Here is a 15,909-nt window from a genome sequence, read left to right on the forward strand (position 1 = left end):
TATAGATGACCGTTCCTCGGCGCCTTGGTTTTTTTTCCACGGGGCGAAAACTTCCGACGCTGTTACACGGTCTATGCCTGCAGACATTTCCCACGCAATTCAGAGGTTTCCACCCAAATGGCAGCAGTAATGGTCGGCCAATTCCACGCCCGTGACGCCGAAGGCCGCATCTACCCCGTGCACGAGTTCCAGGAGTCGACCCTGCAAACCGACGGCAGCACGCTGGGCGCGCCCATCACCACCTATCGCCTGGCAATCGGCGACAAGGTCAACCATCTGGGTGAAAACCGCTTCGAACTGGCGCGCAGCGGCGTCGAGATCATTCGCATTCCTTGATGCAGTCCACCGTGTAGCGGCCGCTTTCATTCTGCAGGCCGTGCACGTCGGCGACGAAACCTGGGAAGCCCTGGTTGAACGCCCGGGCGAAGGCCAGGTAATCGACTATCGAGCGGGTCGCCTCGGTAAACCGCTCCCCCGGCATGATCAATGGAATACCAGGCGGGTACGGCACCAGCATCACCGCTGCCACCCGCCCCAGCAGCGCCTCGATCGGCACCGCCTCCACCTCACCGCGCACCATCTGGTCATAGGCCCGGGCCGGGCTCACGGCTACCTCCGGCAAGCGCGTGAACAACCGTTTCAGTTGCTTGGCCGTGGCATTGGCGCGGTAGCAGCCATGCAACTGGTCGCACAGGTCGCGCAGGCCCATGCCCTGATAGCGTGAGGCATCGGCAGCCACCACGCTCGGCAGGCAGTTGCTCAGGGCGGTATTGCCATCATAGTGGCGCTTGAACTCCAGCAACTCGGTGAGCAAGGTGCTCCACTTGCCCTTGGTGATGCCCATGGAGAACAGCACCAGAAAGCTGTACAGGCCGGTTTTCTCCACCACCAGCCCCCGCTCCCAGAGAAACTTGCTGACCACTGCCGCCGGGATGCCATGCTCGCCCAGTGCACCGCCCGCGCTCAGGCCCGGCATCACCAGGGTCACCTTCAGCGGGTCGAGCAGCACATAGTCGTCCGCCACTTCGCCAAAGCCGTGCCACTCCGCCCCCGGCTGCAGCAGCCAGTCCTGCGCCGCCAGGCGGTGGATGCCTTCGGCGCTCGGCGGCTGCCAGATGCTGAACCACCAGTCGTCGGCGGCGATGTGCTCGCGCAGGTTGGCCAGGGCACGGCGAAAGCTCAGCGCCTCGTCGAACATTTCTTGCAGCAGCGAACGCCCGGCCGGGCCTTCCATCATGGTCGAGGCCACGTCCAGCGAAGCGAGGATGCTGTACTGCGGCGAGGTCGAGATGTGCATCATGAACGCTTCGTTGAAGCGGTCACGGTCCAGCTGGCGCCTGGCCCCGTCCTGCACATGAATCATCGAGGCCTGGCTGAACGCGGCCAGCAGCTTGTGGGTGGAATGGGTGCTGATCACCAGCGGGCTGTCTGCCGCGCAGGCCGTGCCCATGGCATAGCGCCCGGTAAAGAACTCGTGGAATGCCGCATAGGCGAACCAGGCTTCGTCGAAGTGCAGCACCTCGACACTGGCGCCCAGGGTCTGCTTGATCAGCCCGGCGTGGTAGCACAGGCCGTCGTAGGTGGAGTTGGTCACCACCGCCAGCTTGATGCGCTGCCCGCGATCGCGGGCAAGAGGGTTGGCCTGGATCTTCGCCTGGATCGCCTCGGGGCTGAACTCGCTGAGCGGGATCGGGCCGATGATCCCGAGTTCGTTGCGCTCGGGGCACAAATAGAGGGGAATGGCACCGGTCATGATGATCGCATGCACCACCGACTTGTGGCAGTTGCGGTCCACCAGCACCAGGTCGTCGCGGCCGACCATGGCGTGCCAGACGATCTTGTTGGCCGTGGAGGTGCCGTTGATGACGAAAAAGGTGTGGTCGGCGCCAAAGTTGCGCGCAGCCCTGGCTTCGGCTTCGGCCAAGGGGCCGGTGTGATCGAGCAGCGAGCCCAGCTCGGGCACGGAAACGGACAGGTCCGAGCGTAGGGTGTTTTCCCCGAAGAACTGGTGAAAGGCCTGGCCCACTGGGCTTTTGCGATAGGCCACGCCGCCGCCGTGCCCCGGGGTGTGCCAGGAATAATTGGACTGCGCGGTGTGCTGCACCAGGGCCTTGAAGAACGGCGGCAGCAGGCCGTCCAGGTAGATATGTGCGGCACGCGCCACCTGGCGCGCAAGAAACGGCACGGTGTCTTCGAACAGGTAGAGGATGCCCCGCAACTGGTTGAGCTCGCTCATGGCTTCGGCGGGGGCGTTTTCCAGGGTCACCTGTTCGCCCAAGGCGAAAATCGGCAGGTTGGGGGCGCGCAGGCGGGCCAGGCGGATCAGCTCGGCCATGTTCTGCAGCAGGTGGGTATTCTCGCCGACGCCCTCGGCGGCAATCAGCATGCAGGCCAGGCCATGGTGGGTGGCAGCGACAAGGCAGGCCTCGGCATGGTCGGCGGCGGCGAGGATGGCAAAGCCGTCCTGGCGCAGTTCCTCGGCGATGCCCCGCACACGCTCGCCAGCGACGCTGTCAACCTTGATGGCGCGGTGCACGATGAGGATGGGGAACTTGAGGTCCTTGTACATCAGGTGGCTACCTCCGAAGGACATGGCGTCCATTTCAGGGTAGTAGAACCTGTGTGGTCAGGGCCGGCATCGCCTTCAAGACATGCGCAGGATCTGTAGGAGCGGGTTCACCCGCGAAAGGGCCGGAGCAGGCGAAAGATCAACCAACAGGTGTCTCGGTCAGAGCCTGCCACATGGATGGCCCACCCGCCGACTTGGCAATGGCCGCCAGGCGCTCGGCATGCGCCTCCAGCTCCTCGGCACTGGCCATGATCACCCGCCCGGGCACACGCCCGGTAATACGGCGAATCTCGCTGCCACCAGCACCCGTCCCTTCATCCCCGGCTTCTGCCCCATGCGCGGCCAGCGACAGGCTGGTCTGGCCACCGGTCATTGCCAGGTAGACGTCAGCCAGCAATTCCGAGTCGAGCAATGCGCCATGCAGCTCACGGCCCGAGTTGTCGATATCGTAGCGTTTGCACAGCGCATCCAGGCTGTTGCGCTGCCCCGGGTGGCGCGCGCGCGCCAGCAGCAGGGTGTCGAGGATGGTGCAGTGCTGCGAAATGTCCGCGCGGTCCTGCTGGCCCAGCAAGGCAAATTCGTTGTTGATGAAGCCAACGTCGAACGCCGCGTTGTGGATGACCAGCGTAGCGCCCTGGATGAACTCGAAGAACTCCTCTGCGACATCGCCAAAGCGTGGCTTGCCGACCAGGAAGGCATCGGTGATGCCGTGGACGTTGATGGCGCCCTCGTCACTCTCGCGGTCTGGCTGCAGGTAGACGTGGAAGTGCCGCCCGGTCAGGCGCCGGCCGATGACCTCGACACAGCCGATCTCGATGATCCGGTGGCCTTCGCTGACCGGCATACCCGTGGTTTCGGTATCGAGAATGACGAACCGTTTATCTTGCTGCTGCTCCACGCGGGGCGCTCCAACTTGCATCAGTTACAAAGGCCGGAATTGTACCCCAGCTCAACGCTTGGCGCGCACTTCATCGACCCCACGGTTGGCCAGCTGGTCGGCGCGTTCGTTGCCGGGGTGGCCGATATGCCCGCGCACCCACTTCCAGGTCACCTTGTGGCGGTTGACCTGCTCATCCAGCTGCTGCCACAGGTCGGCGTTCTTCACCGGCTCCTTGGCCGCGGTTTTCCAGCCGCGCTTCTTCCAGTTGGTCATCCATTCGTTGATGCCCTTCATCACGTACTGCGAGTCGGTGGTCAGCACCACTTCGCATTCGCGCTTCAGCGCCATCAAGCCCTGGATCGCGGCCATCAGTTCCATGCGGTTGTTGGTGGTTTCGCGTTCGCCGCCCCACAGTTCCTTCTCGACGCCCTTGTAGATCATAAGGACGCCCCAGCCGCCAGGGCCAGGGTTGCCCTTGCAGGCACCATCGGTAAACATCTCGACGCTTTCGCTCATGTACCACTCATGTTCAGTGCTTTTCAGTATCCGGGTTGGCCGCCGTGCGGTTGACCTTGGCCAGGGGCAGCGGCAGCAGCTTGCCCATCGGCTCGCGACGCTCCTGGCGCAACGGCCGCAGGCCCACCACCATCTTGCGTGCTACCAGCAGGTACACACCGCCACCGGAACTCTGCCAGCCGCCAGCCACCCGTTCCCAGCCCGCCAGGCGCTGCTGCCAGGCCGGTGAGGCAAGCGGCGGACGATAGCACCCGAAGCGGCGTTTCTCCAGCGCGAAGCCCAGCAGGTTGAGCCAGTCGCCCACCCGTGACGGCGAGATGCAACGGGCCTTGCGCAAGGCCCCATGGCTGAAGAAATGGCGCATGCCCCAGCTGCTCCAGGGGTTGATCCCGACGATCAGCAGGTGCCCGCCAGGGCGCACGGCGCTGGCCGCCTCGCGCAGCAGGCCGTGGGGCGAAAGGCAGAAATCCAGGCCATGCTGCAGCACCACCACGTCGGCGGCGTGCTCGCTCAGCGGCCAGGCCTGCTCCTCGCAGACAATCTCCACCCCCGGCAGCGGCGCACCGAGGCGCACGTTGCGCTGCACCTGGGGCGCGCTGGGCGGTGGCTCGGCGCAGGGCCCGTAGTGCACAAGGTAACCCCCGAAGAAGCGCCCGAGCTCTTCTTCCAGCAGTTTTTCCTCCTCCCTGAGCATCAGTTGGCCGAGTGGGCCGTTGAACCACTCACGGGCCAGGCTGATCAGCTTGACCCAGTCCGGGTCGGCCTGGGCAAAGGCTTGGTCGGTCATTGCGCTCTCCCTCGAAGGTTCTCGCACCGCGCCATCGCGGATAAGATGCCTTCATGTGCCACGCTAGGCGAATCGGATCCGCACCATGATACAGATCGATGCTCTCCCCGCTTTCTCCGACAACTACATCTGGTTGTTACAGGATACTGCCAAACGCCGCTGCGCGGTGGTCGATCCGGGTGACGCCGGCCCAGTGGAACGCTGGCTGTCGGCCAACCCCGGCTGGGAACTGAGCGACATCCTGGTCACCCACCACCACAACGACCACGTCGGCGGCGTGGAACGGCTCAAGCAACTGACCGGCGCGCGGGTCTGCGGCCCGGCCCACGAGCGCATTCCCTGCCGTGACCTGGCGCTGGACGAAGGTGACCAGGTGACCGTGCTGGGCGTGACCTTCCAAGTGCTGGCCGTGCCCGGCCATACCCTGGGGCACATCGCCTTGTTCAGCGACCAGCCGGCAACGCCGGTGCTGTTCAGTGGCGACACGCTGTTCGCCGCCGGTTGCGGGCGCATGTTCGAAGGCACCCCCGAACAGATGCAGCCAGCCCTCGCCCGCCTGGCAGCCCTGCCAGAGCAGACCGAGGTGTACTGCGCCCACGAATACACCCTTAGCAACCTGCGTTTCGCCAAGGCGGTGGAGCCCGAGAACCCGCACGTTCAGCAGCGGTTCGAGGACGTTACCCGTTTGCGTGCCGACAATCGCATCACATTGCCATCAACGATCGGTCTGGAGCGTCTGACCAACCCCTTCCTGCGCACCTCTGAAACATTAGTTAAACAAAAAGCAGACGAATGGAAGGGACATTCAAACCCCTCGCATGTCGCTGTTTTTGCTGCCTTGAGGTCTTGGAAGGACACCTTCTGATAACCTCAAGATATATCGCAAGCGATGGTCAAAGGTTGACCAGGCCCGGAGCGGTTTCTAGAATCGCCGAAATTTTTCGCCCGGAAACCTGTGTCAGCCGATGTCTTCACGTAGCCGCAGAACCTCTCATTCCGTCGCCCTGACGCGCCTGGCCCAAATCAGTGCGCTGGCCCTGGCCGCCACTTTGGTGGGCTGCCAGAGCACCCGTCAGCTCGACGAATCCGATAGCGTTCGCGCGCACAACTACCAGGCGCGGATCAAGCACAAGCCTTCACCGCTGCTGGTAAAGCCGGCCGAACAGGCACCGCAGGACGTGTGGGAACGCATGCGCCAGGGCTTCGCCCTGCAGGACAACATCGACGTCAACCCGCGCATCGAACAGCAGCGCCTGTGGTTCGCCAGCAATCCAAGCTTCATCGAAAGCGCCGGCGAGCGTGGCAGCCTCTACCTGCACTACATCGTCGAGCGCCTCGAAGAACGCGACATGCCGCTGGAGCTGGCCCTGCTGCCAGCCATCGAAAGCGCCTACAACCCGATGGCCTACTCGCGCGCCCATGCCGCGGGCATGTGGCAGTTCATTCCGTCCACCGGTCGTCACTTCAACCTGCGCCAGACCAACTTCTACGATGGCCGTCGCGACGTGACCGCCTCGACCAACGCCGCACTGGACTACCTCAGCCGCCTGCACGACATGTTCAACGGCGACTGGTTGCTGGCCCTGGCTGCCTACAACGCCGGCGAAGGCACGGTCAGCCGAGCCATAGAGCGCAACGAGCGGCTCGGCCTGCCCACCGACTACTGGAACCTGCCGCTGCCGCAGGAAACCCGCGACTACGTGCCCAAGCTGCTGGCCCTGTCGCAGGTGGTACTCACGCCGCAAGCCTATGGCGTGAACCTGAACCCGATCGCCAACGAACCCTACTTCGAGGCGGTGGCCATCAACGACCGCCTGGACCTGTCGCGGGTAGCGGCCTTCGCCAACATCGACGAGGACGAGCTGATCCAGCTCAACCCGGCATTCAAGAAGCGCATGACCGTGGACGGCCCGCAGCAGCTGCTGGTACCCACTGCCAAGGCGCAGCTGCTGAGCGACAGCCTGTCCAACCTCAAACCCGAGCAGCTGGTCAGCCTGCAGCCGAACAAGGCCGTATTCGCCCGCGCCGTGGCCGAAGCCAAGGCCCCTGTGGCGGCGCGCAGCTACCGGGTCAAGCGCGGCGACAACCTGGGCGCCATCGCCAAGGCCAACCGCGTTTCGGTCAAGGACATCAAGCGCTGGAACCGTCTCTCCGGCAACAACGTGCGCGCTGGCCAGGTTCTGGCCCTGCGCGGCGGCAGCGCGCCGAGCGCTGCTGGCAATCGGGTAGCCGCCTCCGGGCAGCGCTCCACGCAGTACAAGGTACGCAAAGGCGATTCGCTGTACCTGGTGGCCAAGCGCTTCAACGTGGAAATGAAACACCTCAAGCGCTGGAACCCGCGCAGCGGCCATGCCCTGAAGCCAGGCCAGACCCTGACCGTCTACCTCTCGCATTGATACGAAGCCCGGGGTCTTTGCGCGGCCCTGTGGGAGCGGCCTTGTGTCGCGAAAGGGGCGCGAAGCGGCCCCAGGATTTCAGCTTCGCCGCGTAAACTGCCGGGGCTGCCATGCAGCCCTTTCGCGACGCAAGGCCGCTCCCACAGGTACCGCGTCACCCGCAGCGACCGGCAACTGGCTGAACCACTTGCCCCACCTTCAAAACCTCTCTTTTTCCAACCCCACCAAGCTGTTACTGTACCCCGATCAAAGCCCAACGCCTCTGGATCGGATGCCGACTTGATACGTCCCCTCCTGCTGTCTCTCAGCCTGGCCTTGAGCTTTCCCGCAGCCGCGATGGTGAGCGAAAGCCACGGATACGCGCAGTTCGGCACGCTCAAGTACCCAGCCACATTCACCCATTTCGACTGGGTCAACCCGCAAGCGCCCAAGGGCGGCACCTTGCGGGCGATGGCTTTCGGAACCTTCGACACCCTCAACCCCTACACCTTCAAGGGGTCGAGCCCGATTACCACGCCCAATTTCCAGCAGTACGGCATCAGCGAGCTGAACGAGCCGCTGATGGTCGGCACCGGCCAGTACGACCCGTCCGGCGACGAACCGACCTCCAGCTACGGCCTGATCGCCCGCTCGGTGGAGTACAGCGAGGACCGCAGCTGGGTGGTGTTCAACCTGCGCCCGGAGGCCCGCTGGCATGACGGCAAGCCGATCACCTCGGCAGACGTGGCCTTCTCCTACCGCACGCTGCTCAAGGATGGCCACCCGATCTACCGCACCAACCTGCAGGAAGTGCAGCGGGTGGACATCCTTGGCCCGCTGCGCATCCGCTTCGTATTCAAGCGCGCCGGCAACCCGCTGCTGCTCCTGCGCCTGGGCGAAATGCCGGTGCTGCCCAAGCACTACTGGCAAAAGCGTGACTTCAAGGCCACCACCTTCGAGCCTCCACTGGGCAGCGGCCCTTACCGCATCACCCAGGTCCAGCCTGGGCGCCGGCTGGTGTTCGAACGGGTGAAGAACTACTGGGGCAAGGACCTGGCGGTGAACCGTGGCAAATACAACTTCAACCGCGTGGAATACGAGTTCTACCGCGACGCCACGGTCGCCTTCGAAGCGTTCAAGGCTGGCGAGTTCGACATCTATATCGAGCACCAGGCGAAGAACTGGGCCAACGGCTACAACTTCCCGGCCGTGCGCCGGGGCGAGGTGATCAAGGCGCAGATCCCGCACCGCATCCCCACGCAAACCCAAGGCCTGTTCATGAACAGCCGCCGGGCCACCTTCAGCGACCCACGGGTACGCCAGGCACTGGGGCTGATGCTCGACTTCGAGTGGACCAACCGCGCGCTGTTCAGCGGTGCCTACCGCCGCTCGACCAGCTACTACCCCAACAGCGAATTCGCCGCCACCGGCCTGCCCACCGGCAAGGAATGGCTGTTGCTGGCACCGTTTCGTGACCAGTTGCCGGCCAGCCTGTTCAGCGAACCCTACAAGGTCAGCCATACCGATGGCCGTGGCATCAACCGCCAGACCCTGCGTCAGGCCCTCGGCCTGCTCGCCGAGGCCGGCTGGAAGCTGAACGGCCAACGTCTGGTCGACAGCAAGGGCCAGCAGCTGCGCATGGAACTGCTGCTGGTAAACCCCAACCTTGAACGCATCCTGCAACCTTATGTCGAAAACCTGGCCAGCATCGGCATCGATGCGCGCTTGCGTACCGTGGACCGCGCCCAGTACAAACAACGCCTGGACCAGTTCGATTTCGACATGATTCTGATGACCCTGAACCAGACCCTGAGCCCGGGCCTCGAACAGTGGCTGTACTTCCACTCTAGCCAGGCAACCACCAAGGGCAGCAAGAACTATGCTGGGGTCAAGGACCCGGTGGTCGACCATCTGCTCGACACCCTGCTGGCCGCCCGCACCCGAGATGACCAGGTCGCCGCCGCCCGCGCCCTGGACCGCGTGCTCTCATGGCAGTACTACATGATCCCCAACTGGTACCTCGACAATCATCGCCTGGCCTACCGCAACCGGTTCGCCTTCGTCACCACGCCGCCCTACACCCTTGGGCTGAACAGCTGGTGGATCAAGACTTCGGAGAAAGCCCAATGACGCCAACGCACCGACTGCGCCGGTTGGCCGGCAGCCTGTTGCTTGCCTGCCTGAGCCTTCCCGCCCTGGCCGCACCGCAACACGCGCTCACCCTGTACGACGAGCCCCCAAAATACCCCGCCGACTTCAAGCACTTTGCCTACGTCAACCCTGACGCACCCAAGGGTGGCACCTTCCGCCAGTCCAGCTTCGGCGGCTTCGACAGCCTCAACCCGTTCATCAACAAGGGTGTGCCGGCCGAGAACATCGGCAGCATCTACGACACCCTGATGCGCCAGAGCCAGGACGAGCCGTTCACCGAGTACGGCCTGGTGGCCGGCAAGATCGAAAAAGCCCCGGACAACAGCTGGGTGCGCTTCTACCTGCGCCCCGAGGCACGCTTCCACGACGGCCACCCGATGCGCGCCGACGACGTGGTGTTCACCTTCAATGCCCTGATCAAGGACGGCGCGCCGCTGTACCGCCAGTACTATGCCGACGTCGCTGAAGTGGTCGCCGAAGACCCGCTGACGGTGCTGTTCACCTTCAAGCACAAGAACAACCGCGAGCTGCCGCTGATTCTCGGCCAGCTGCCGGTACTGCCCAAGCACTGGTACGAAAGCCGCGAGTTCAACCGCGGCAACCTGGAAATCCCGCTGGGCAGCGGCCCTTACAAGGTTGCCGAGGTCAAGGCCGGGCGCTCGGTGCGCTACGAGCGGGTCAAGGACTACTGGGCCAAGGACCTGCCGCTCAACCGCGGCTTCTACAACTTCGACGTCATGACCTTCGACTCCTACCGCGACACCACCGTCGCCCTGGAAGCACTCAAGGCCGGGGCGTTCGACTATGCGCTGGAAGTCAGCGCGAAGAACTGGGCCACCGCCTACAACGTACCCGCCGTGCGCGATGGCCGCCTGATCAAGGAAGAGTTGCCCAACGGCAACCCCACGGGCATGCAGGGCTTCATCTTCAACATCCGCCGACCGGTGTTCCAGGACGTGCGCGTGCGCCAGGCGCTGAGCCTGCTGCTGGACTACGAGTGGACCAACAAGCAGCTGTTCAACGGTGCCTACACCCGCACCGGCAGCTACTTCGAAAACTCGGAAATGGCCGCCCGCGGCCTGCCCAGCCCCAGCGAACTGAAAATCCTCGAACCGCTACGTGGCAAGGTCCCCGAGCAGGTATTCAGCGAAGCCTTCCGCAACCCGGTCAGCGACGGCAGCGGCATGATCCGCGAACAGCAGCGCCAGGCCTACAAGCTGCTGCAGGAAGCCGGCTGGAAAATCGTCGATGACAAGATGGTCGACGCCCAGGGCAAGCCGGTGAGCATCGAGTTCCTGCTGGCACAGACCGAGTTCGAACGCATCCTGCTGCCGTTCAAACGCAACCTCGCCGACCTTGGCATCGACCTGAACATCCGCCGGGTCGACGTGTCCCAGTACATCACCCGCCTGCGCTCGCGCGACTACGACATGATCGTCGGTGGCTACCCGCAGTCCAACTCGCCGGGTAACGAGCAGCGCGAGTTCTGGTCCAGTGCCGCCGCCGACAACCCCGGCAGCCGCAACTTCATCGGCCTGCGCGACCCGGCCATCGACCAGCTGGTGGAACAGCTGATCAATGCCGATTCGCGGCAGAGCCTGATCGACCACTGCCGGGCCCTCGACCGCGTGCTGCTGTGGGGCTACTACGTGATCCCCAACTGGCACATCAAGACCTGGCGCGTGGCCTACTGGAACCACATCGGCCACCCGGACGTCTCGCCCAAGTACGACATCGGCATCGACACCTGGTGGATCAAGCCCGGCGTAACCCCGGCCGTCAGCGAAACCACTGCGGACGAGGCCGAATAACATGCTGGCCTACATCCTGCGCCGCCTGCTGCTGATCATCCCGACCCTGTTCGGCATCCTGATCATCAACTTCATCATCGTCCAGGCCGCCCCCGGCGGCCCGGTCGAGCAGATGATCGCCAAGCTCGAAGGTTTCGAAGGCGCCACCAGCCGCATTGCCGGTGGCGGTGCCGAAGTGTCCGTGGCCGGCTCCAACTACCGTGGCGCCCAGGGCCTGGACCCGGCACTGATCGCCGAGATCGAACGCATGTACGGCTTCGACAAGTCGCCGCCCGAGCGCCTGTGGATCATGATCAAGAACTACGCCCGGCTGGACTTCGGCGACAGCTTCTTCCGCGATGCCAAGGTTATCGACCTGATCATCGAGAAGATGCCTGTGTCGATTTCGCTGGGGCTGTGGAGCACGCTGATCATGTACCTGGTGTCGATCCCGCTGGGCATCGCCAAGGCCGTGCGCCACGGCAGCCATTTCGACGTGTGGACCAGTTCGGCGATCATCGTCGGCTACGCCATCCCGGCGTTCCTGTTCGCCATCCTGCTGATCGTGCTGTTCGCCGGCGGCAGCTACTTCGACTGGTTCCCGCTGCGCGGCCTCACCTCCAACAACTTCGACGAACTGAGCACCACCGGTAAGGTGCTGGACTACTTCTGGCACCTGGTGCTGCCGATCACCGCGCTGGTCATCGGCAACTTCGCCACCATGACCTTGCTGACCAAGAACAGCTTCCTCGACGAGATCAACAAGCAATACGTGGTCACCGCCAAGGCCAAGGGCCTGAGCCGACCACGGGTGCTCTACGGCCATGTATTCCGTAACGCCATGCTTCTGGTGATTGCCGGTTTCCCTTCGGCGTTCATCGGCATCTTCTTCACCGGTTCCTTGCTGATCGAAGTGATCTTCAGCCTCGACGGCCTCGGCCTGATGAGTTTCGAGGCGGCCATCAACCGTGACTACCCGGTGGTCTTCGGCACCCTGTTCATCTTCACCCTGCTGGGGCTGGTGGTGAAACTGATCGGCGACCTGACCTACACCCTGGTCGATCCACGCATCGACTTCGCCAGCCGGGAGCACTGACATGGCCTTGTCCCCCCTCAACCGCCGGCGCTTCGAGCGCTTCAAGGCCAACCGCCGTGGCTGGTGGTCGCTGTGGCTGTTCCTTATCCTGTTCGGCCTGAGCCTGGGCGCCGAGCTGATCGCCAACGACAAGCCGATTGCCGTGCGCTACGACGGCGAATGGTACTTCCCGGCGTTCAAGCGCTACCCGGAAACCACCTTCGGCGGCGAATTCCCGCTGGAAGCCAACTACAAGAGCCCGTACATCCGCGAACTGCTGGAGAAGAAAGACAGCTTCGTGCTGTGGGCACCGATCCCGTTCAGCTACCAGAGCATCAACTACGACCTACGCGTACCCGCCCCGGCCCCGCCATCGGCGGACAACTGGCTGGGCACCGACGACCAGGGCCGCGACGTGCTGGCACGGGTGATCTACGGCTTCCGCATTTCCGTGCTGTTCGCCCTGACGCTGACCCTGCTCAGCTCCATCGTCGGCGTGATCGCCGGCGCCTTGCAGGGCTTCTATGGCGGCTGGGTCGACCTGGCCGGGCAACGTTTCCTGGAAGTCTGGTCGGGCCTGCCGGTGCTGTACCTGCTGATCATCCTCGCCAGTTTCGTGCAACCCAACTTCTGGTGGTTGCTGGGCATCATGCTGCTGTTCTCGTGGATGAGCCTGGTGGACGTGGTGCGCGCCGAGTTCCTGCGCGGGCGCAACCTGGAATACGTACGTGCCGCCCGCGCCCTGGGCATGCGCAATGGCGCGATCATGTACCGGCATATCCTGCCCAACGCCATGATCTCGACCATGACCTTCATGCCATTCATTCTCACCGGCGCCATCGGCACCCTCACCGCCCTGGACTTCCTTGGTTTCGGCCTGCCGCCGGGCGCACCGTCGCTGGGCGAGCTGGTGGCCCAGGGCAAGTCCAACCTGCAGGCCCCATGGCTGGGCATCAGCGCCTTCGCCGTGCTGGCGCTGATGCTGAGCCTGCTGGTGTTCATCGGCGAATCCGCCCGCGATGCCTTCGACCCGAGGAAGTGACATGAGTGAACAGAACCTGATCGAAGTGCGCGACCTGGCGGTGGAGTTCGTCACCGGGGACCAGGCCCACCGCGTTGTGAACGGCATCAGCTTCGACATCCGCAAGGGTGAGACGCTGGCACTGGTGGGCGAGAGTGGCTCGGGCAAATCGGTCACCGCGCATTCGCTCCTGCGCCTGCTGCCCTACCCCCTGGCCCGCCACCCCAGCGGCAGCATCCGCTACGAGGGCAAGGACCTGCTGCAGCAGAACGAGAAGACCATGCAGCGCATTCGCGGCAACCGCATTGCAATGATCTTCCAGGAGCCGATGACCTCGCTTAACCCGCTGCACTGCATCGAGAAGCAGATCAACGAAATCCTCCTGCTGCACAAGGGCCTGACCGGCAAGGAGGCCACGGCGCGCACCCTGGAGCTGCTGGAGATGGTCGGCATTCCCGAGCCACGCAAGCGTCTGAAGGCTTTGCCCCATGAGCTGTCGGGCGGGCAGCGCCAGCGGGTGATGATCGCCATGGCCCTGGCCAACGAGCCCGAACTGCTGATTGCGGATGAGCCGACCACGGCGCTGGACGTAACTGTGCAGTTGAAGATTCTCGAACTGCTCAAGGAACTGCAGGCGCGTCTGGGCATGGCCCTGCTGCTGATCAGCCATGACCTGAACCTGGTGCGACGCATCGCCCACCGTGTGTGCGTGATGCAGCACGGGCAGATTGTCGAGCAGGCCGAATGCGCCAGGTTGTTCAGCGCACCGCAGCACCACTACACGCAGATGCTGATCAATGCCGAACCCAGCGGGCTGCCGGCGCACAACCCGGTGGGCGCGCCATTGCTGGAGGTGGATGACCTCAAGGTGTGGTTCCCGATCAAGAAGGGCCTGCTACGGCGCACGGTCGACCATGTGAAGGCGGTGGACGGGATCAACTTCAGCTTGCCGCAAGGGCAGACGCTGGGGATTGTCGGCGAGTCCGGGTCGGGCAAGTCGACTTTGGGTTTGGCGATCTTGCGGCTGATCTCCAGCCAGGGCGGCATTCGCTTTCATGGGCAGGATCTGGAAGGGCTGAACCAGAAGGCCGTGCGCCCGTTGCGCCGTGAAATGCAGGTGGTGTTTCAGGACCCGTTCGGCAGCCTGAGCCCGCGCATGTGCGTGGAGGACATTGTCGGCGAAGGGTTGCGCATCCACCGCATCGGTACGGCGCAGGAACAGGAAGCGGCAATTATTGCGGCCTTGGAGGAAGTGGGGCTGGACCCACGCACGCGGCATCGCTATCCGCACGAGTTTTCCGGTGGGCAGCGCCAGCGCATTGCCATTGCCCGGGCGTTGGTATTGAAGCCGGCGCTGATCCTGCTGGATGAACCTACGTCGGCGCTGGACCGCACGGTGCAGCGGCAGGTAGTGGAATTGCTGCGCAATCTGCAGCAGAAATACAACCTGACCTACCTGTTCATCAGCCATGACCTGGCGGTGGTCAAGGCGTTGAGCCACCAGTTGATGGTGATCAAGCATGGGCATGTGGTGGAACAAGGGGATGCGCAGGCGATCTTCCATGCGCCGCAGCATCCGTATACCCGGCAGTTGCTGGAGGCGGCGTTCTTGGAAGTGGATGCGGCTAGTTAGCTTTTGACCGCGCCGGCTTCAAGCCATGCGCTATCCCTGTGGGAGCTGGCTTGCCGGCGATGGGCCGCAAAGCGGCCCGCTTTCGGCGAGGTAAAAAACAGACTTATCCGCTTCCTTGTAGGCCATTTCCCAAACATACTCCTGCCGCGTGTTTTCCGTTGCGGCTGCTCTGGCAGCACTCTGTCTCAGCACGTCGTTGCTCATCAACGACACGGCTTTGACAGGCCGTAACGGTATATGCACACGGCTCGCCTGTTTTGGCGGCTGTACATGGGGCACGTTCGCGTGCGCCGGAACTTGCATAGTCCGCCGGTCTGTCAACCCATGTACAGCTGCCACCCAACTGTTTGACAGCAGCCAGGTGGAAGCCCCACCAAAGGTACTATGCGATGTTGAAGATGGTCCCCGATCCACCCCACGATACCCATTCCCTCGAAGACACCCTGATCCAGGCCACCGACTACGCGCTATGCGCGGCCACCGTGGTGCATCAGGCCTTGCTACTGCAGCCCAAATCGCCGGCTTCGATCCTGATGATGACCTCGATGCATGAGCTGGAGGCGCTTCGGACTTTGCTTGAGTCGGCACTGGTTCAGGTGCAAATGCCCGCTGAGCCTCGGACTTTGCACTGAGGCTTTAGTGTTACGTTGTCTGGGCTGGCCTCTTCGCGGGTAAACCCGCTCCCACAGTATCTCCACAGGCCTTGAGGTAGATGCAGTACCTGTGGGAGCGGGTTCACCCGCGAAAGGGCACGTCCAGGCAGTCGAGAATTTTCAGGGGATTCAAAAATGACCACAGAAGACACCCAATTCACTGTCGGTAAAACCACGTTCTACCAAGGCGAACACGGCACCCACCCACTGTTCCGCATCGAGCCCGGCATTCCCTGCCGCGATGCCCGCGAGCAATCTTCGGAGCTGATGGGCTATGTACGCGAACTGACCATCACCGGCCTGATGGATGAAAAGCCGATGATGATCTGGGCTGCCCACTACCTGAGTGCGATGGCCAAGGCGCTGATGGATGATGCCGAGCTGGGCATGATGCGCTGATTGGCATCACAGGCCATAACGCACATATGGGAGCGGTCTCGTGTCGCCAAAGGGCTGCAA

At 63.5% G+C, this 15,909-nt stretch carries 14 protein-coding genes; 10 read left to right on the forward strand and 4 right to left on the reverse strand.

The genetic code is table 11. The features are described from left to right. The first annotated feature begins 117 nt into the window (after window positions 1-117). Window positions 118-336, forward strand: a complete 219-nt coding sequence (locus tag KDB76_RS19545) for a hypothetical protein (RefSeq protein ID WP_003261019.1) — start codon at window positions 118-120, stop codon at window positions 334-336. Here KDB76_RS19545 and KDB76_RS19550 read toward each other — a convergent pair. The 4 genes from KDB76_RS19550 to KDB76_RS19565 all read right to left on the reverse strand — a co-directional run bounded on the left by KDB76_RS19550 (window position 320) and on the right by KDB76_RS19565 (window position 4,752). After that, the gene (locus KDB76_RS19550; RefSeq protein ID WP_024087408.1) at window positions 320-2,569 is read right to left on the reverse strand and encodes an Orn/Lys/Arg decarboxylase N-terminal domain-containing protein; all 2,250 of its coding nucleotides are present in this window, start codon (window positions 2,567-2,569) and stop codon (window positions 320-322) included. The genes KDB76_RS19545 and KDB76_RS19550 overlap by 17 nt on opposite strands. 139 nt (window positions 2,570-2,708) lie before the next feature. Beyond that, window positions 2,709-3,467, reverse strand: a complete 759-nt coding sequence (gene dnaQ, locus KDB76_RS19555) for a DNA polymerase III subunit epsilon (RefSeq protein WP_013973398.1) — start codon at window positions 3,465-3,467, stop codon at window positions 2,709-2,711. A 51-nt stretch (window positions 3,468-3,518) separates the two neighbouring features. Then, the gene (gene rnhA, locus KDB76_RS19560; RefSeq protein WP_003261021.1) at window positions 3,519-3,965 is read right to left on the reverse strand and encodes a ribonuclease HI; all 447 of its coding nucleotides are present in this window, start codon (window positions 3,963-3,965) and stop codon (window positions 3,519-3,521) included. A 13-nt stretch (window positions 3,966-3,978) separates the two neighbouring features. Beyond that, window positions 3,979-4,752: a methyltransferase domain-containing protein gene (locus KDB76_RS19565; protein ID WP_013973399.1), complete on the reverse strand. Its 774-nt coding sequence runs from the start codon at window positions 4,750-4,752 to the stop codon at window positions 3,979-3,981. An 85-nt stretch (window positions 4,753-4,837) separates the two neighbouring features. Between KDB76_RS19565 and gloB the strand changes: the two genes are divergently transcribed. The 9 genes from gloB (at window position 4,838) to KDB76_RS19610 (ending at window position 15,849) form a co-directional block, all read left to right on the forward strand. After that, window positions 4,838-5,617 (forward strand): hydroxyacylglutathione hydrolase, encoded by a 780-nt coding sequence (gloB, locus tag KDB76_RS19570; RefSeq protein ID WP_023662560.1) that lies wholly within the window; start codon window positions 4,838-4,840, stop codon window positions 5,615-5,617. Window positions 5,618-5,717: 100 nt separating this feature from the next. Further along, window positions 5,718-7,148 (forward strand): lytic transglycosylase domain-containing protein, encoded by a 1,431-nt coding sequence (locus KDB76_RS19575; protein WP_013973401.1) that lies wholly within the window; start codon window positions 5,718-5,720, stop codon window positions 7,146-7,148. A 279-nt stretch (window positions 7,149-7,427) separates the two neighbouring features. Further along, the gene (locus tag KDB76_RS19580) at window positions 7,428-9,257 is read left to right on the forward strand and encodes an extracellular solute-binding protein (RefSeq protein ID WP_200873960.1); all 1,830 of its coding nucleotides are present in this window, start codon (window positions 7,428-7,430) and stop codon (window positions 9,255-9,257) included. Next, window positions 9,254-11,089, forward strand: coding sequence for an extracellular solute-binding protein (locus KDB76_RS19585; RefSeq protein WP_038409988.1), 1,836 nt, complete (start codon window positions 9,254-9,256; stop codon window positions 11,087-11,089). The genes KDB76_RS19580 and KDB76_RS19585 overlap by 4 nt, the downstream gene beginning before the upstream one ends. Window position 11,090: 1 nt before the next feature. Further along, window positions 11,091-12,164, forward strand: a complete 1,074-nt coding sequence (locus KDB76_RS19590; RefSeq protein WP_009686399.1) for a microcin C ABC transporter permease YejB — start codon at window positions 11,091-11,093, stop codon at window positions 12,162-12,164. Window position 12,165: 1 nt separating this feature from the next. Further along, on the forward strand, window positions 12,166-13,185 hold the full coding sequence (locus KDB76_RS19595) for an ABC transporter permease (protein ID WP_013973404.1): 1,020 nt from the start codon (window positions 12,166-12,168) through the stop codon (window positions 13,183-13,185). A 1-nt stretch (window position 13,186) separates the two neighbouring features. Further along, window positions 13,187-14,797, forward strand: coding sequence for an ABC transporter ATP-binding protein (locus KDB76_RS19600; protein ID WP_038409989.1), 1,611 nt, complete (start codon window positions 13,187-13,189; stop codon window positions 14,795-14,797). Between the two features lie 389 nt (window positions 14,798-15,186). Beyond that, window positions 15,187-15,429, forward strand: a complete 243-nt coding sequence (locus KDB76_RS19605) for a hypothetical protein (RefSeq protein ID WP_013973406.1) — start codon at window positions 15,187-15,189, stop codon at window positions 15,427-15,429. Window positions 15,430-15,585: 156 nt separating this feature from the next. Continuing rightward, window positions 15,586-15,849 (forward strand): DUF3077 domain-containing protein, encoded by a 264-nt coding sequence (locus KDB76_RS19610; protein WP_013973407.1) that lies wholly within the window; start codon window positions 15,586-15,588, stop codon window positions 15,847-15,849. The last annotated feature ends 60 nt before the right edge of the window (window positions 15,850-15,909 follow it).

This window comes from Pseudomonas sp. JS425, assembly GCF_018223845.1.
GTDB classification, from domain to species: Bacteria; Pseudomonadota; Gammaproteobacteria; order Pseudomonadales; family Pseudomonadaceae; genus Aquipseudomonas; species Aquipseudomonas asiatica.